This window comes from Sulfurimonas xiamenensis (assembly GCF_009258045.1).
Taxonomy (GTDB): Bacteria; Campylobacterota; Campylobacteria; order Campylobacterales; family Sulfurimonadaceae; genus Sulfurimonas; species Sulfurimonas xiamenensis.
This window is the reverse complement of sequence record NZ_CP041166.1, coordinates 1411147-1427230: the sequence shown is the minus strand read 5'-3', so window position 1 is coordinate 1427230 and position 16084 is coordinate 1411147. Positions and strand designations below refer to the sequence as shown.

The 16084-nt window shown below is 35.0% G+C and carries 19 protein-coding genes; 7 read left to right on the top strand and 12 right to left on the bottom strand.

What is annotated here, in order from left to right; genetic code table 11:
• Nucleotides 1-70 precede the first annotated feature (70 nt).
• The gene (locus FJR47_RS07200; RefSeq protein WP_152299771.1) at nt 71-262 is read left to right on the top strand and encodes a histone protein; all 192 of its coding nucleotides are present in this window, start codon (nt 71-73) and stop codon (nt 260-262) included.
• 48 nt (nt 263-310) lie between these two features.
• Here FJR47_RS07200 and murI read toward each other — a convergent pair whose 3' ends face one another.
• The 12 genes from murI to FJR47_RS07140 all read right to left on the bottom strand — a co-directional run bounded on the left by murI (nt 311) and on the right by FJR47_RS07140 (nt 11986).
• Entirely contained in the window at nt 311-1054 is a 744-nt protein-coding gene (gene murI, locus FJR47_RS07195) for a glutamate racemase (protein ID WP_152299770.1), read from the bottom strand.
• Between the two features lies 1 nt (nt 1055).
• Complete coding sequence (gene rho / locus FJR47_RS07190; protein WP_152299769.1) at nt 1056-2393, bottom strand: transcription termination factor Rho; 1338 nt, start codon at nt 2391-2393, stop codon at nt 1056-1058.
• A 117-nt stretch (nt 2394-2510) separates the two neighbouring features.
• Nucleotides 2511-3332 carry a sulfite exporter TauE/SafE family protein gene (locus tag FJR47_RS07185; RefSeq protein WP_152299768.1) on the bottom strand — a complete coding sequence of 274 codons (822 nt, stop codon included), beginning with the start codon at nt 3330-3332 and terminating at the stop codon, nt 2511-2513.
• Nucleotides 3329-4117, bottom strand: a complete 789-nt coding sequence (locus FJR47_RS07180; protein ID WP_152299767.1) for an ABC transporter ATP-binding protein — start codon at nt 4115-4117, stop codon at nt 3329-3331. Before FJR47_RS07180 ends, FJR47_RS07185 begins: the two co-directional genes overlap by 4 nt.
• A complete protein-coding gene (locus FJR47_RS07175) occupies nt 4108-5133 on the bottom strand; it encodes a FecCD family ABC transporter permease (protein WP_152299766.1) in 1026 nt (341 codons plus the stop codon). The genes FJR47_RS07180 and FJR47_RS07175 overlap by 10 nt, the downstream gene beginning before the upstream one ends.
• Before the next feature lie 8 nt (nt 5134-5141).
• Complete coding sequence (locus tag FJR47_RS07170) at nt 5142-7379, bottom strand: TonB-dependent receptor (RefSeq protein ID WP_152299765.1); 2238 nt, start codon at nt 7377-7379, stop codon at nt 5142-5144.
• The gene (locus tag FJR47_RS07165; protein WP_152299764.1) at nt 7372-8376 is read right to left on the bottom strand and encodes an ABC transporter substrate-binding protein; all 1005 of its coding nucleotides are present in this window, start codon (nt 8374-8376) and stop codon (nt 7372-7374) included. The genes FJR47_RS07170 and FJR47_RS07165 overlap by 8 nt, the downstream gene beginning before the upstream one ends.
• 10 nt (nt 8377-8386) lie before the next feature.
• On the bottom strand, nt 8387-8698 hold the full coding sequence (locus FJR47_RS07160; protein WP_152299763.1) for a hypothetical protein: 312 nt from the start codon (nt 8696-8698) through the stop codon (nt 8387-8389).
• 132 nt (nt 8699-8830) lie between these two features.
• Nucleotides 8831-9607: a TOBE domain-containing protein gene (locus tag FJR47_RS07155; RefSeq protein WP_152299762.1), complete on the bottom strand. Its 777-nt coding sequence runs from the start codon at nt 9605-9607 to the stop codon at nt 8831-8833.
• Between the two features lie 12 nt (nt 9608-9619).
• Entirely contained in the window at nt 9620-10420 is an 801-nt protein-coding gene (locus FJR47_RS07150; protein WP_152299761.1) for a metal ABC transporter permease, read from the bottom strand.
• Nucleotides 10417-11169, bottom strand: a complete 753-nt coding sequence (locus FJR47_RS07145) for a metal ABC transporter ATP-binding protein (protein ID WP_241855390.1) — start codon at nt 11167-11169, stop codon at nt 10417-10419. Before FJR47_RS07145 ends, FJR47_RS07150 begins: the two co-directional genes overlap by 4 nt.
• Nucleotides 11159-11986, bottom strand: coding sequence for a metal ABC transporter solute-binding protein, Zn/Mn family (locus FJR47_RS07140; RefSeq protein WP_152299760.1), 828 nt, complete (start codon nt 11984-11986; stop codon nt 11159-11161). Before FJR47_RS07140 ends, FJR47_RS07145 begins: the two co-directional genes overlap by 11 nt.
• Nucleotides 11987-12102: 116 nt before the next feature.
• Between FJR47_RS07140 and surE the strand changes: the two genes are divergently transcribed.
• The 6 genes from surE to FJR47_RS07110 are packed head-to-tail and all read left to right on the top strand — an operon-like array spanning nt 12103 to nt 16078.
• Complete coding sequence (gene surE / locus FJR47_RS07135) at nt 12103-12906, top strand: 5'/3'-nucleotidase SurE (RefSeq protein ID WP_152299759.1); 804 nt, start codon at nt 12103-12105, stop codon at nt 12904-12906.
• Nucleotides 12896-13555: a ThiF family adenylyltransferase gene (locus tag FJR47_RS07130; protein WP_152299758.1), complete on the top strand. Its 660-nt coding sequence runs from the start codon at nt 12896-12898 to the stop codon at nt 13553-13555. Before surE ends, FJR47_RS07130 begins: the two co-directional genes overlap by 11 nt.
• Complete coding sequence (locus FJR47_RS07125) at nt 13552-13803, top strand: thiamine biosynthesis protein ThiF (RefSeq protein WP_152299757.1); 252 nt, start codon at nt 13552-13554, stop codon at nt 13801-13803. Before FJR47_RS07130 ends, FJR47_RS07125 begins: the two co-directional genes overlap by 4 nt.
• A gap of 50 nt (nt 13804-13853) precedes the next feature.
• Nucleotides 13854-14351, top strand: a complete 498-nt coding sequence (gene greA / locus FJR47_RS07120) for a transcription elongation factor GreA (RefSeq protein WP_152299756.1) — start codon at nt 13854-13856, stop codon at nt 14349-14351.
• A complete protein-coding gene (gene argC, locus FJR47_RS07115; RefSeq protein WP_152299755.1) occupies nt 14338-15342 on the top strand; it encodes an N-acetyl-gamma-glutamyl-phosphate reductase in 1005 nt (334 codons plus the stop codon). Before greA ends, argC begins: the two co-directional genes overlap by 14 nt.
• On the top strand, nt 15332-16078 hold the full coding sequence (locus FJR47_RS07110) for a UDP-2,3-diacylglucosamine diphosphatase (protein ID WP_152299754.1): 747 nt from the start codon (nt 15332-15334) through the stop codon (nt 16076-16078). The genes argC and FJR47_RS07110 overlap by 11 nt, the downstream gene beginning before the upstream one ends.
• Nucleotides 16079-16084 lie beyond the last annotated feature (6 nt).

The following is a 16084-nucleotide window of genomic DNA, read 5'->3' as shown; positions in this document are numbered from 1 at the left end:
TATATATAAACTATATAATGACTATAAATTATTACTATTTTTTGGTGATAAAAAATTAAAGGAGTCCTAAATGGCAAAAGAGTTAAAGAAAAAAGATGTAAAAGCAATAGCAAAAAAAGCTATCAAAAAAGTTGATATTGCTAAAAAAGATGTTAAAAAAGCTACAAAGAAAGTGGCAAAAAAAGTTAGTAAAAAAGCTTTAAGTGAAAAAAAAGATGCTAAAAAATTAGCAAAAAAAGTTGCAAAGAAGATTGCAAAGTAGTTGATTTTTGAAAGTGGTTACAGAGCCACTTTCATTACTATGAACAAGCTACAGCTTTAGCCATTTTTTGGCAATTGATTTAAGTGCTTCGGGATTTTCTGAAGCAAAAAATTCAAGTTTGGGTTTTTTATGTTTTGTATTTAAATTAAAAGTTTTTTCTAAATACTCTACTATAGCATCACCAGAGTGAATAAGTATACTATCTTTTCCAAAATGATTTTGCAGTGCTTGAGCAATAAGAGGGAAGTGTGTACAACCTAGAATTATTGCATTTGGGGTTGCTGTGGTGTTAAAATAGTGTTTAAAAGCAGCATCTAGTATTTCACCCTCATAAATCTCCTCCTCAACTATCGGAACAAATAGTCCCGTAGCCTTTACCTGAAGATTATAAAAACCTTCCATTTTTAGTCCAATTTCATAAGCTTTAGAGTTAATAGTTGCTTTTGTCCCAAGTATAAGTATATTTGAGTTTTTATCCTTAAGCGCATTTGAAGTTGCTAAAATACCGGCTTCAACAACGCCTATAACAGGGCATGAAGAAACCTCTCTCATCTCATCAAGCGCATATGCGCTGACTGTGTTGCATGCTACAATAATTAAATCAATTTCAAAATTTTTAAAAAACTCTACAGCTTCTATTGCATAACGAATAATAGTTGTTTTGTCTTTTATACCATATGGAACGCGAGCAGTATCTCCATAATATATAATCTCTTCAAATAGTTGGTTTTCTAATAGTGATTTTACAACTGTCAAACCACCAATTCCACTGTCAAATACGCCGATTTTCATTTTAGTTTGTGTTCATACTCTCTAAAAATTCTTCGTTTGTAGCTTTTTTACCCATTGTAGAGTAGACAAACTTAAGTGCTTCTATCTCATTTTCTTGTTTGTGGATCATTTGACGCAGGATAAATACTTTTTGCAGAACTTCGGGACCGATAAGGAGTTCATCTTTTCTTGTTCCTGATTTAAGAATGTCTATAGCAGGGAAAATGCGTCTGTCTGCTATTTTACGATCAAGAACAACCTCTGAGTTTCCTGTTCCTTTAAACTCTTCGAAAATAACTTCATCCATTCTGCTCCCTGTATCTACAAGAGCAGTCGCAATAATAGTCAAACTTCCGCCGTTTTCTATGTTTCTTGCAGCACCGAAGAATCTTTTTGGTTTGTGTAGAGCGTTTGCGTCAACACCGCCTGAGAGAACCTTGCCGCTTGAGGGTGTAACTGTATTATAGGCGCGGGCAAGGCGGGTAATGGAGTCAAGTAGAATAACTACATTGCGACCGAGTTCAACGCGTCTTTTTGCCTTTTCTATTACCATCTCTGCAACTTTTACATGATTTTTTGCAGGCATATCAAAAGTGGAGCTGTAAACCTCGCCTTTAACGCTTCTTTCCATATCTGTTACCTCTTCAGGTCTCTCATCAACAAGTAAAACCATTAAATCAATTTCGGGATGGTTAGCAGTTATACCGTGAGCAATCTCTTTTAAAAGTTCGGTTTTACCGCTTCTTGGAGGGGCAACGATAAGTCCGCGTTGACCTTTTCCTATAGGAGCAAAAAGATCCATCATACGGCCTGTTAAACCTTTTTCTCTGTATTCAAGCTTGATTTGATCTGTTGCATAGAGTGGAGTGAGATTTTCAAAGAGAGGTCTTTTTTTGCTCTCTTCAGGAGGGAGGCCGTTAACTGCTTCTATCTTGATGAGCGCGTAATATCTCTCCTGCTCTTTTGGAGGACGAACCTGTCCGGTGACAACATCACCGTTTCTTAGGGCAAAGCGTCGAATCTGGGTATTTGAAACATAAGCATCGTTTATACTCTCATCAAAACTTTTGTCAATCGAGCGGATAAAACCGTATCCATCCTGCATAATTTCCAAGATACCGCTAAAGAGGATAAACCCTCCCTGTTCGGTTTGTGCTTTTAAAATTTCAAAGATAAGATCTTGTCTTTTTAGCTCATTTGGATGTTCTACATTGAGTTCTGCCGCAATAGCCGTTAACTCTTCTATGCTTTTTATACGCAAATCATCTACACTTGCGCCTTTTGCCGGTTTGTGAGTTCTTGTTTTTGTGTTGTTTTTGTTACTGTTTTTGCGAGGTTGTTGTGGAGTATTTTCGCTCATACGATTAGCTGCCTTAGTTTTTTTAGATTTTGCCCAGTAGGTATTTCTTGTAAGAAGTATAGGGAAAGTGTAAGAGTTCTTTACACAATTTGATGCCGTATTTTACACTAATAGAAGCTATGATGTCAAGTTTTTGTTTTTTTTAAAGAGTTTGTACGCCGATAACAGCAGTATAAAGCTTAATCCTGCTTCAAGAAATAGAGCATTTACCATGCCAAACAAGAGTGAGCCTAAAAACGCTCCTAAAATAGATCCTAGAGTCATAAAAATAATAATATTTTTAAAAGTTAAGACTTCGATCAATCTCTTATTTTTGTGATACTTAAAAAGTGAAACAATAAGAGTTGGAAGTGAAATTGCCAAACTTAATGTTCCAGCCAATTTTATATCGGTTCCGTAAAGAAGTATAATGGTGGGAATAAGCAGCTCTCCGCCTGCAACGCCTAAGAGCGAACTAATTATGCCGATTCCAAGGCCGGTTATAAAGCCGATGCTAAGCTGCAGGATATATGGAAGCTTTATTGTCTGTGTAAAATCAAGGAAAATATGACTAAAAAGAACAATGCTTAAAAAAAGCAAAAGATAAAAAATATAAGTATTGAGTCTCTCTTTATTGACACTTGTGGCAAAATTTACTCCTATCCATGCACCTGCAAGAGTTCCTAAAAGCAGATTTAAAACAATATAGCCATAAGAGAAAATATGCGCATCTACACCTCTAAAAGCAAGGGCAAAAATTACCGTAACAAGTGAGATTAAAAGATTTAAAATAATAGCATGGAGTGTATCTATCTTTAAAATTCCTACTAAAAAGGGAAGTCTAAACTCTGCTCCGCCAAGACCGATAAGTCCACCAAGTGATCCAATAATCGCTCCTCCTAAAAAACTTTTTGTTTTTAAAGAGATTGTATTTTTAGAAAATTTTTGTTGAGATTTCATTTTATTCCTTGTGCAAAAATCGGTACACATCTTTTGTGTCTATCGTGTGTAATAATGTCGGCGTTAATGCCGTAAACATCTTCTATAATAGAGGATGTTATGATTTTATCGGGTGCTCCGTCTGCAATGATTTTTCCGCCTCTCATAACGATTATGCGGCTGGATATAAGAAGAGCGTGATCCGGATAGTGGGTGGTTTTTAAAAATGTATAACCTTCACGGTTTAGTTCATTTATAAGTTCTAAAAGTCTGATTTGGTTTCCATAGTCAAGGCCGTTTACAGGCTCATCCATAAGAAAAACAGTTACCTCTTGAGCAATAGCACGGGCAAGCAGTACAAGCTGTTTCTGCCCGCCGCTAAGTTCGCTAAAGGCTCTGTCTTTTAAATCTAAAATACCGATTTTATCAAGGGCGTTATGCGCTGTTTCATAGTCATAAGCTGACGGAGATGCAAATATTGAAAGTTTTGAGACGCGTCCCATAAGAACCATTTCAAGCACTGTGTAGTTAAATGGTACGGTATGGTATTGCGGAATATATGCAATATGCGAAGCAATCTCTTTGTGAGAATAGTTTTCTAACTCTCTGTCGTGCAGGGTTATACTGCCATAAGCAGGAAGAAGTTTGAGCATTAAACGCATAAGTGTACTTTTTCCGCATCCGTTTGGTCCTAGAAGCGATATCACTTCCCCTTTATATAGATTTAAATTTATTCCGGACAATACAGGGTTGTTTTTGTATGAGAAATGAAGATCTTTTATTTCAATAAGCGGTCTTAGTTCCATGCTGCCCTCGCTTTTTTTAATACAATGATGAAGATAGGAATCCCTATAAGAGAAGTTAAAATTCCAATTGGTATCTCAACACTAAAAGTCAGTCTGGATACAGCATCAACAAGAAGTAAAAATGCTCCTCCAAAAATCGCTGATAAAGGAATCAGCAGACGATGAGAAGGCCCCACTGCCATACGGATAATATGCGGTATGATAAGTCCTACCCAGCCTATAATTCCTGCCATTACAACAGCAAGAGAGCTTGCAATTGTAGCAAAGAGTATTGCAAGAGTGCGTATAAGTTTTACATTGATGCCGAGTGCTTTTGCCTCCTCATCCCCCAAACTTAAAAGATCAAAATATTTACTCATAAATATCATTGCAAAAATACTAAAAAGTATGGGAGCAGCTATAAGAAGAACTTCATTCAGCTCTGCCATGGAGAGTGAACCCATCAGCCAATGAACAATTGCGGGAAGTGTACTGTATGGATCTGCTATATATTTTATAATTGAAAGTAGCGAAGTAAAGAGTGACCCGCTGATAACACCGCCAAGAACAAGCATAACCGTTGAGCGTGAGGCAGTTATGGTTGAGCCGATAAGCAGGGCAATTGCAACGGCGACAAAACCAAAACAAAAAGCAAATATTTGAACTATATACCAATGCTCACTTATAAGCATGCCCAAAGCCGCTCCAAAAGATGCTCCAGAGAGCACTCCTAGTATTCCAGGAGAAACAAGCGGATTGACAAACATTGCTTGAAAAACAGCCCCGGAAGTTGCAAGTGCCGCTCCTATCAAGAGGGCTAAAAGGATTCTGGGAAGACGAATTTGCAAAATAATATTATCTATAAGCGCAAAAGCATCAGCTTCCATAGTAGTGCTGCCCAAAAATTTATACTCTAAATATTTTATAAAAGTTGTCATATCTATAGGATACTGCCCCCATAAAAGGGAGAAAGTTGCTGCTGCTAGTAAAAGCATCGTTGCAAAGATTAAATATTTGCTATAACTTGTTTGATGCATCAAAAACCTTAATATTTTAGATTTGCACTAAAGTAGATAGCAAAAGGTGCACCTGTTTGATAGGTGCTTGCTGTTGTTGATGCTGCTAAAATATTATCTGCTGCATTAATGGTAGAGATATATTTTTCATCTGTTATATTTGTAGCAGTTGCTCTGAAAATGGTATTTTTTGAACCCATAAATGAGGATGCCTTATAGGAGATATCCATATCTACAAGAGTAAAAGCATCTATTTTTTGTGTATTTTCTACATCCCCATAACGGCTTGATGTATAACGAATGCTTGGAGTGAAGCTCCATTTCCCCAAGTAGTACGAGATCGCTGTTTTTGCCATATATTTGGGTGCATCCGGGAGCTGATTGCCTTTAATATCTGTAGTGGAGGCGGCTGAGCTTTGAAAATTTTGACTATAAGAGTATCTGTTATAGGATAAGCCGAGTAAAAATTCTGTATTTTCACCTATAAGTCCAGATGCTGAAAATTCAGCTCCGTAGCCAAAAGCATCTCCAACATTTGCAGGATAGTTTACATTGTAAGATGAGTCATAAATATTTGCCTGTTTGTTTTTCACAAATGAAACAAAAAGAGACGGATTTAAAGTAATTGCACCTAGATTTATTTTAGCACCAAAATCTATATTATCTGAAGTTTCAAGCTCCAGTGTATCCCACAGTTCTTGAAGAGTCACCCCTTTGCTTACAAAGTTACTTCTTTTATTGAGATAGGTTGAAAAAAGATTAACATCAAAGCCATATGTACGAGAGTAGTCCATATAAAGAGCACTATTCTCAGTAGCTCTATATCCCAAATAGAGTGATGGAAGATAGGTTTTAAATGTTTTTGTATCTACACTTGAGTAGGGATCAAACGCGGCGCTTGTAATCGCTGTATCATAATCACTGCTTGTTGAAGCGTCTGATGCATAACTTTTAATAGCACCTACTTCAAATGTTTGGTACTGAACTCCTGCACTATAATTAAACCTCTCAAATTTGCCGCTAAATTCTAAAAAAGGAGACTGAATGATATGATCATCAGTTTTGGCAAGCGTTGCATAACCATTAAAGACAAGCTCACCATCTACAACTGCATATTTTTTTTGGTCGCTTGCAGGTCCAGGAGGCTCTTGACGATGATAAGAGTAGCCGATTTTGCTTTTTAAAGCGGGCGAAAAGATATGCTCATACGCGGCAATTGCACCATATACTTCATGATCTATATCCCAATTTATAACACGGTTCTTTGATACATCAGCATTTTCTCTTGAAAACCAGTACTCTCCTTTGTCTTTTTTATAATATGGTTTAAAGGTTACAAGATCATCTAAAGTCGCTTGAAGTTTCAAATTTGCCACAACTGTTGTCGTGTCAAAATCTTGCTTATTCCAGTCATAGTAGTTTATGTCATTTGAGGTCGTTGGTTTTATGGTAGCATAATCTTTATTGAAATATCTCTTTAAATCTTGTGTCTGTTGGTAGGTTAAACTATCGTAATTATGATGTTCATCACTGTTTTTTATTGCGTAAATATCAGTTTGAAAAGTATCATTTGGATTATATGAAACTCCAACCATTGCGTTTGTTCTTTCTAAATCTCCGGCGCCTTTTGTTTTATTGTTGGAGAGAGTAGATAGTGAGCCAAAAACTCTAAAATCTCCTATTTTTCCGCTATCAACTCTAATAAAGGTTCTTTGAAAGTTATCAGAACCAAAGGATTGCAAGAGAGTTGTTTTCGTCTCTTCTGAGGGCGCTAAAATATTCATATTCACTTTTCCGATGAGACTTGAAAACCCTAGATTTTTATCAACGCTCATATACCCTTTTAGCAGGTCAATAGATGCAATATTTTGTATATCTACCATCTGTTTTCCGCCGCCTGGATTGCTTGATACAGGCATAGAGTTTATCATAAAAACTCCACCAGGACCTGTCTGGGATTTGCCGCGGATACGAATAGGATCATGAAATGAGGGTTCATTTGAGCCTGCTGCATCGGCCGGAGTAAAATTAACAGAGGGCGAAAATGCTATTACCGTGTAAGAGTTCATGTTGGCATGTGTGCTAAGTGTTGAGATACTTCTTGATGTAAAAGTTTGTATGTTTTTTGCATCTGATAGATTTGTATCATCTACAAAAAAATAAGCATCCTCCTGTACACCGTTTACAACTATCTGTTCTATACTAATCTGGTTGGCGGCAAGTATACCTGCTGTAATGAAAGATAGAACGATACTTTTTTTATTCATCTATTTCTCCCAATAACTGTTTTATATCTTTATCTGTTAGTTCTACATTAAAAAAGAGCTTATAAAACTCAGCTGTTTTTTTGTGAATGTTTACTGCGTACTCTTTTGGATGAAAGAGGTTTGCCAGCCACTGAATTCCCATGATGCGCATAAAAGATGTAGGTCTATCTACCCAGTTAAAAGGATTGTCCGGGATAAGATGGATATTTTTGTTTTTTACTGCCTGCAGATGTCTCCAAAGAGGATTATTTATAATCTTGTTGTAAGTAAAGGCATTTTGGACTATTATAATCTCTGGATTGTAGGATAAAAGCGTCTCAAAATTTATTTTTTCCAGCCCCAAAAGTCCTCTTTGTCGGCATTTATGAACATTTTCTCCATTTGCAAAGTTGAGTGCCTCTACATGAAAAGAGCTGTCGCATTCGGTTGAGAGTCCATCAAGCCCTTCAGCATAGTAGTAGCGAATCGGTTTTGTATCTTTTAGAGATGATTTGATTTCATCAATAATATTATCGGTATAAGAGCTAAGAAGTTCTCCTCTTTGCTCCTCGTCTATAGTTGTTGCGGCTAATCTAATCGATTTTGGCATATCTTCTATTTTTCTAAAAGGGATGGAGATGGTCGGTATATCTGTTTTTGCTATCTCTTTGGAAATTTTTTCTATTAACATATCATCTTCCCAGACAAGAATTAAATCCGGTTTATGCTTAAGAAGCTTTTCAAGGTTTATGCCTTGTCCCTCGCCGTGAAAAGTACCAAGAATAGGCAAAGATAAAAATCTATTGTTAAGAAACTGCTTACCAGCACAGCTGTTTTGCTCTTTTATTTTAAAATTTAATCCTACTGTTTTTTCCGGGTTGAGTGCGTATATAAGATAGTTCATAGGCGGCGATGAACCAAAGACTTTTTTTGTTGTATTTAAATCTTTGATTACTCCGGCATTTAATGATATATTTAAGAGAAGTAGAAAAATAATTGATTTTATGAGCAGAGACATTTTATGTTCCTTATGATTTTTTGTAAAAAAAAGAAAATTGGTTTAAAAAAGAGAGTTGTAATCTAGTGAAGTGCTTTTTTTGTTGTATGGCTGCAACTTGTTTTGGACATCTAACAAGAGAATATAATAAGAAAGGAGAAATTTGCTTCATTTTGCATGGAGCAAAAAAAGATTCACTAGATAAATGAGGCGTAGACGCCTCAGAAAATAGTGCTTTTTTTTGCGCTATTTTCTGAAGAGTCTTTTCTTTGATTTGAAATATCTTATATTCTAATATGTAGTATATCTTTTTTGATACAACGGTAAAATTTAAAGAATTCACTTTTTTCCTTTTTTAAGTTTTTATAGAGATATATAAATAAATAACTTCTTAGCTTTGGATAATCTTCTTTATATCTTAATTGATATAACGAATGATAAACAAAAATTTCTTATATATTTATTAAAGTTACATTCAAGAGCCTATAATTATATTTTTTTTGTTGATTATTGCGTAGGCTTTGGAACCTATCTTTAGAGAATCAATATCTGTTTTATTTAAAAGAGCTATTAATGTTGTGTGTTTGTTTATAGCAAAAGATACTTCTGAAGAGTCTTTTGAGATTTCTATCGTTTTTATAGTGCCTTCTAATATATTTAAATTTTCATTATCATCCGGAACTTTATTTACTATATTTATATCGCTGGATTTGATAATCGCATAGATATCATCGCCAATATTTAGTCCCATATTTTGAACTGATTTAGCTGTGATTACAGAGGTTAGAGAAACACCGCCAGGGAGTGACATAACTATTTGAGCATTAAGTTCATTTAAATTAATAGCATTTATTTTAGAAGGGATCTGATTTCTTGCGCTTGTTGTTAAAAAAGTTCTCTTAAGTATTTTTGCTAATCGTTCCGGATCATCACCGGCTTCGGCAAAACGCTCTATAAATTGGCGGTGTAGTTCATCGAGGCGGTTGTATGTTTCTATAAGTTTATGTGCATAGGGAGTAAGTGTTGTCCCGCCGCCACCTTTTCCGCCGGTTTTTCTTTGAATCAGCGGCTCATCAGCAAGATTGTTCATTCCGTTGATTCTCTCCCATGCAGCTTTATAGCTCATTTTCATCTCTTTTGCCGCGGCATTGATCGAGCCTGTTTTTTCAATCTTTTTAAGAAGTTCAATGCGTCCGGCCCCTAAAAAACTCTCGTTATCTTTTGTAAGCCAAAATCGTCCATCTATCTTCATTTGCAAAAGCCTTTATTTAAATTTTGAGATAAACATAAAAATCATTAGTGATACAGCAGAGACTAAGATAATGCAGGCACCTGAAGTTAAATTAAAACTATAAGAGAACCAAAGACCGATAATTGTAAATAGAGATGCGATAAATCCGGAGAACAGCATCATGCTGTAGAGTGAAGAGGAGAGATTTTGTGCGATATATATAGGAATTGTAAGAAGTGCTATAACCAAAATCAATCCTACAACCTTTATGGCGATTACAACGGTTAATGCTGATAAGATAAGTATCAGTGTATAAAAAAATCTTACATTTATTCCGCTTAGTGCAGCATATTCGCTATCATAAGATACAGCCAAAATATCGCGGTACCAAAATGTTACAGCAAATAGAACAACTGCAAAAAGAATCCCCATAAAATAGAGGTCTTCGCTGTTTACTGCTAAGATAGAGCCAAAGAGATAGCTCATCAAATCTACATTATATCCCGGTGTCAAATCAACCAAAATGATCCCAATAGCCATTCCTACGGCCCAAATAAGCCCTATGAAGGTATCAGTTTTTTCCCTTTGATTTATAGTAACAAAAGCCATAAATAGCGCTGCGACAACGGCAAAAAGAGAGGTTCCTAAAAATATCGGGATGCCGGTAAAAACAGCTATTCCTATTCCGCCGTATGCCGCGTGCGCAATTCCGCCGGCTAAAAAAACCATTCTGTTTGCAACGATTAGAGAGCCGATAATTCCAGAAATAAGGCTGACAATTACTCCGGCAATTAAAGCATTTTGCATAAATTCATAAGATAAAGCTTCTATCATTTTTGCTTTCCTAACATTTGAAGAAGTTCAACTTCACAAAAGTGTTCACCGCTTGTATAAAACTCTTTTTTGATAGAACTTAAATCGTGAAAGAGCAGCTCTTTATTGATATAAGCCACTTTGGAAGCGTATTCTAAAATAATAGATATATCATGGCTTACAACAACAATTGTTATTTTTTTATTTAACTCTTTTAAGAGTTCATAAATACGCTTTTGTCCATCTGCATCAATACTTGAAGTCGGCTCGTCTAGCAGAAGAATTTTTGGGTCCAAACAGAGGGCTCTGGCTATCATTACTCTTTGACGCTGACCACCTGAGAGCAAACCTATTTTACTGTGGGCAAAATTTTGCATGCCTACTTGCTTAAGCATCTCCATAGCATGTGAAACTTCCTCTCTTGAGTAACCAAAAAAAGAGCGTTTTTTTGAGCCTTTTCCCATCATAACGACCTCTATCGCTTTTATGGGAAAATCAAGGTTTACATTTGTGTTTTGCGGAACATAGCCTATTTGTGAGAGGCTTTTGTGTAAAGGTTTGTTTAAAATCTCTATAGAACCTTTTTGCATAGAATTTATACCAAGCATTAGTTTTATAAGAGTGCTTTTTCCACCCCCATTTGGACCGATAAAAACCATAAAATCTTTTTCATAAATTTTAAGATTTATATCTTTTAATGTCAGTTCTTTATCATAAGCAAAAGAGAGATTTTTAATTTCTATAATAGGTGAATTTTTATCAGTTTGCAATTGCTTTTGCCATGTTTATTAGATTTTGTGACCAGTTAGGATTTAGCGGAGAGATTTTTTTAACCACAACGCCGGCTTCCTTTGCAATAATTTGAGCACTTTTATCTGAAAATTCAGGTTGAGTAAAAATTACTTTTATATTCTCTTTTTTTGCTTCATCAATAATTTTAATCATCTCTTTTGGTTTTGGCTCTTTGCCTTCTACTTCAACTGCTATTTGCGTGAGATTGTACTCATTTGCAAAATATCCCCATGATGGATGAAAAACCATAAATTTACTTTTTGGTTCTGTTTCTTTAAGTATCTCTTTTATCTGTGCATCTGTATCTCTGATCTCTTTTATAAAATCATCAAAGTTTGACTTGTAAAGGTTTTTATTTTTCGGATCTACTGTAATAAGCGCTTTGTATATAGAGTTTGCCATTATCTCTACATTTTTTGGTGAAGTCCATATATGAGGATCGTTGTTGTTGTGTTTATGATTGTCTTTTTTTATGGCTATTTTAGGGATATTGTCGCTTATATTTATAAATGTAAGATTAGAGTTTTGTGATTTTATTTTACTTAGCCATACATTTTCAAATTCAACGCCTATACTAAAATATATATCAGCTTTAGAAACAGCTATCATTTGTGAAGATTTCGGTTCATAAGAGTGAGGAGAGTTCCCCGGTTCGACCATAACGGTTATATCTGCCATATCTTTTGTTATTTTTTGAACAAAAGTTTTTTGTGGAAGAATGCTGACTATAATGATAGGTTTAGCAAAAGCTAAAGATGTAAAGAATATAAACAGTAGAAATAAAATTTTTTTCACACACTATCCTTGTGCTATTTAAAAAGAATTGTACTTTTAAGCCACTTAAAGAGATCTTAGTTATATTTTACTTAAAAATTAAGCTCATTTGTAATTACAATGAGTAAAATATCGTTATGAAAAATAAGTATAAAATTTTAGTCACTAATGATGATGGGTATGAAGCAAAAGGTTTGCTCTGTTTAGTAGAAGCTTTAAAAGAGTTGGATGATGTTGAAGTAACGGTAGTAGCTCCCGCAAGCGAGAAATCTGCATGCGGGCATTCTCTAACTATAATTCGTCCTCTTCGTTTTGTTGGAGTCGAGGATAATTTTTTTAAATTGGATGACGGAACTCCCAGTGACTGTATCTATCTTGCATTAAGCACAATGTTTGTAGATGTTAAACCGGATCTTTTAATTAGCGGTATAAATCGCGGTTCAAACATGGGTGAGGATATTACCTATTCGGGAACGGCAGCGGGAGCAATGGAGGGTGTTTTACATAATATTCCATCAATCGCCATTTCTCAAGTTATGGATTTTACAAATCCTCAGGGTGATTTTACTTTAGCGCAAAAAACTATTAAAAAATTGGTTTTAAAGATCAAAGAGGGCACATTTCCTTTACCTGAAAGAGAATTTTTAAATGTAAATATCCCTCCAAACATTGATTTAAAAGATCCAAAAATTTTTATAACATATGCCGGCTACAGGCTTTATGCAAACGATTCGCACCTTCATAGAAATCCTAGAGGAGAGGAGTATTACTGGCTTGGAACTCATCCTCTGAATTTTTCTGCTCGAAAAGGAAGAGAGGGCATAAGCGATTATGAAGCAATAACATCGGGAAATATTTCCATAACCCCGATCAAACTCGATATGAGTGCATATAAAAGCATGAAGAAGCTTAAAACATGGATAGAAGAGAATGAGATATGAGCGCATAAAATCTCTTTTGCAGGATGATTTTTACAAACTTAAAAATGCAAATATTTTACTTTTAGGCGTCGGCGGAGTCGGAGGACATTGCCTTGACTGTTTAAGCAGAAGCGGTGTTACAAATATAACAATTGTAGATTTTGATATATATGATGAAACAAATCAAAATCGTCAAATACACTCAGAAATGCACATAGATGAATTTAAAGTTGAAGCTCTTCAAAAGCACTATCCGCATATAAAGATTATAAATGCAAGAGTTGATGAAGAGTGGATAATAAATTTTGATTTTGATGAATATGATTTGGTTTTAGATGCTATAGATGATACAAAAGCAAAACTTGCTCTTGCTCAAAAGTGTCATAAAAAACTGATCTCATCATTTGGTTCAGCAAAAAGACTTGATCCCACAAAGGTTCAAGTATCAGATATCTGGAAGAGTTATGGCGATAAATTCGGTTCAAAAATTCGTTATGAGTTAAGAAAAAAAGGTTTTGACAAAAAGTATAAAGTTATCTTTAGTTCAGAAGAGGCAAAAGTAAAAGATAAGGGTAGTTTTATTGGTGTGACTGCCACTTTTGGACTTGTTATGTGTAGTGAAGCAGTTAAGATGATAGTGTCAAAAACAAAAAAGGAAATATTTGAATGATTTATGGTTTTAGTTTAGATAGTCCGCTTGCGTGCGAAGGCATTATTGGCGACGGTTGCGGGGGCGGAAGATGGTTTTTGGTAGATGATGAGATGCTTAAAGCGTATGATCCGCAAAGCAAAGAAGTTATAGTTTTGCTGCAAAATGTAAAAAATGCGAAAAAGATAAGCAAAAGCGGATGCGACATTACGATTGAATGTATAGATAAAAATATAAAATTTAACCTCTCTACCATGAGAGAGGGTTGAATTTTTTTGCTATAATGAGTTAAAAATTTATTTCTCAGGGTGATTTATTAATGGAAAAAATTGAGCCGATGACACTGTTTGGATATAAAAAACTCCAAGCAGAAGTAAAGTATTTAAAAGAGGTAAAAAGACCTCAAATCGTTAAAGATATAGAAGAAGCGCTTGAACATGGTGATCTAAAAGAAAATGCGGAGTATCATGCTGCAAAAGAACAGCAAAGATTGACAGATGACAGGATTGCAGAACTTGCAGAGCTTATCGGGTCATCTAAAATAGTTGATCCAAGCGAGCTTGAACACTCAAGAGTAAGCTTTGGTTCAACTGTTGTGATGAGTGATACTCAAACAGATGAAGAGGTTACATATACAATTGTTGGTGGTTGTGAAAGTAATCCAAATATTGGTTTAATCTCTTTTAATTCGCCCTTGGCAAAACAGCTTTTAGGCAAAGAAGAGGGAGACGAGGTTAAAGTACAGCTTCCAGGGGGCAAAAAAGAGCTAGAGATAGTTGAAATAAGATATCAGGAGATAGTCTTTGAGTGTCACTAAAGTCGGTGTTATAGGTGCAAGCGGTTATACCGGGCTTGAACTTTTAAAAATTCTTATAAATCATCCAAAATTTCAGCTCAGTTATGTAGCAAACTCGGAAGGAAATACAACTTTAAGCCAACTTCATCATTCTTTAAATAAAGTATATGAGTGCGATGTTTTAAAAGCTGATATAGATGAGTGTGCAAGTAGCTGTGAGCTTGTTTTTTTAGCACTTCCACATAAAACAGCTATGGTGTATGTAAAACCTCTGATATCAAAAGGCTTAAAGGTTGTTGATCTTTCAGCTGATTATAGACTGCCGCAGGATATTTACGAGCAGTTTTACTGTCCTCATACAGATACAGAAAATCTTTCTCATGCGGTTTATGGTCTGCCTGAGCTCTTTCGCGATGAGCTTCGCAGCGCAAAACTTGTGGCAAATCCGGGATGTTTCCCTACTTCTGCAATTTTGGGTGTTTTGCCATTTATGAGCAGAAGAGTTAAAAACACTCCAATTATAGTAGATGCAAAAACCGGTGTCAGCGGAGCCGGCAAAAAGTTAAGCGATAATACGCACTTTGTAAATGTAAATGATAATCTTTTTGCATATAACCCTCTTATGCATAGACATGCACCTGAAATTGCGCAAAAACTTGGGGTTGATTTTGATGAGGTTCATTTTGTCCCTCATTTAGTACCTCTTACTCGTGGGATGATAAGTTCAATATATATACAGGTAAATAGTGATTTTGATGCTTATGAAGTTCTTGAAGAGTTCTATAAAGAGGCGAAGCATGTAAGAGTATGTAAAAATCCTGTAGATATGAAGAGCGTGGCTGGAACAAATTTTTGCGATATTTATGTCAAAAGAAAATCAAACATGCTTTTTATTTCAAGTGCGATAGATAATCTAATGAGAGGTGCATCATCTGCTGCAGTCGTTAATGCAAATTTGATGATGGGATTTGATGAAGATTTAGGAATACCAAATATAGCCTATGTCCCATAGTTTAGAGATAAGAGAGGGTGCATTTGTTGTTGCAGATGCACACTACTCGTATAAACGCCCGGATTTTTTAGAATTTTTAAAAGATATCTCTACAAAAAAACTCTCTCCTACGCAATTAATTCTTATGGGAGATATTTTTGATGCTCTTTTTGGAGAGATTCCCTATACACATAAAAAAAATCAAGAAGCTATTGAAATTTTAAATAAGATATCTTTTGATATAGAAGTTATCTATTTAGAAGGAAATCATGATTTTAATCTTAAGAGCATATTTCCAAATATAAAAGTATTTCCAATCTCTCTTCAGCCTGTTGCATGCAGATTTGAAAATAAAAAAGTTTTGCTTGCACATGGTGATATAGAGAGTGATTTTGGATATAAAGTATATACGACGGTTATTAGAAATTTTGCAGTTTTGCATTTTTTAAAAGTAGTGGATTTTTTAAGCGGGCATTATATTTTAAAATGCTTAGATTTATACCTTGGTAAAAAAGATGATTGTAAAGAGTTTACAGGATTAGATAAATTTATGTCGCAAAGACTAGATGAAAAGTATAACTGTGATTATTTTGTAGAAGGTCATTTTCATCAAAATAAAATGATGGAGTTAAAAAATTTCACTTATATTAATTTAGGTGCTTTTGTATGCAATCAAAGATATTTTATTGTAAAATCAGACGGAGATAGAGGATTTTTACAAGAAAATTTATTTAAAATGGATTTAGAATATGAATAAAACAAT

What these genes read in the sequence shown, in the direction of transcription:
- FJR47_RS07125 (WP_152299757.1), top strand. Translation starts at nt 13,552, where the DNA reads ATGATTTATGGTTTTAGTTTAGATAGTCCGCTTGCGTGCGAAGGCATT.
- FJR47_RS07175 (WP_152299766.1), bottom strand. Translation starts at nt 5,133, where the DNA reads ATGCATCAAACAAGTTATAGCAAATATTTAATCTTTGCAACGATGCTT.
- greA (WP_152299756.1), top strand. Translation starts at nt 13,854, where the DNA reads ATGGAAAAAATTGAGCCGATGACACTGTTTGGATATAAAAAACTCCAA.
- surE (WP_152299759.1), top strand. Translation starts at nt 12,103, where the DNA reads ATGAAAAATAAGTATAAAATTTTAGTCACTAATGATGATGGGTATGAA.
- FJR47_RS07165 (WP_152299764.1), bottom strand. Translation starts at nt 8,376, where the DNA reads ATGTCTCTGCTCATAAAATCAATTATTTTTCTACTTCTCTTAAATATA.
- FJR47_RS07150 (WP_152299761.1), bottom strand. Translation starts at nt 10,420, where the DNA reads ATGATAGAAGCTTTATCTTATGAATTTATGCAAAATGCTTTAATTGCC.
- rho (WP_152299769.1), bottom strand. Translation starts at nt 2,393, where the DNA reads ATGAGCGAAAATACTCCACAACAACCTCGCAAAAACAGTAACAAAAAC.
- FJR47_RS07130 (WP_152299758.1), top strand. Translation starts at nt 12,896, where the DNA reads ATGAGATATGAGCGCATAAAATCTCTTTTGCAGGATGATTTTTACAAA.
- FJR47_RS07200 (WP_152299771.1), top strand. Translation starts at nt 71, where the DNA reads ATGGCAAAAGAGTTAAAGAAAAAAGATGTAAAAGCAATAGCAAAAAAA.
- FJR47_RS07110 (WP_152299754.1), top strand. Translation starts at nt 15,332, where the DNA reads ATGTCCCATAGTTTAGAGATAAGAGAGGGTGCATTTGTTGTTGCAGAT.
- FJR47_RS07180 (WP_152299767.1), bottom strand. Translation starts at nt 4,117, where the DNA reads ATGGAACTAAGACCGCTTATTGAAATAAAAGATCTTCATTTCTCATAC.
- murI (WP_152299770.1), bottom strand. Translation starts at nt 1,054, where the DNA reads ATGAAAATCGGCGTATTTGACAGTGGAATTGGTGGTTTGACAGTTGTA.
- FJR47_RS07170 (WP_152299765.1), bottom strand. Translation starts at nt 7,379, where the DNA reads ATGAATAAAAAAAGTATCGTTCTATCTTTCATTACAGCAGGTATACTT.
- FJR47_RS07185 (WP_152299768.1), bottom strand. Translation starts at nt 3,332, where the DNA reads ATGAAATCTCAACAAAAATTTTCTAAAAATACAATCTCTTTAAAAACA.
- FJR47_RS07155 (WP_152299762.1), bottom strand. Translation starts at nt 9,607, where the DNA reads ATGAAGATAGATGGACGATTTTGGCTTACAAAAGATAACGAGAGTTTT.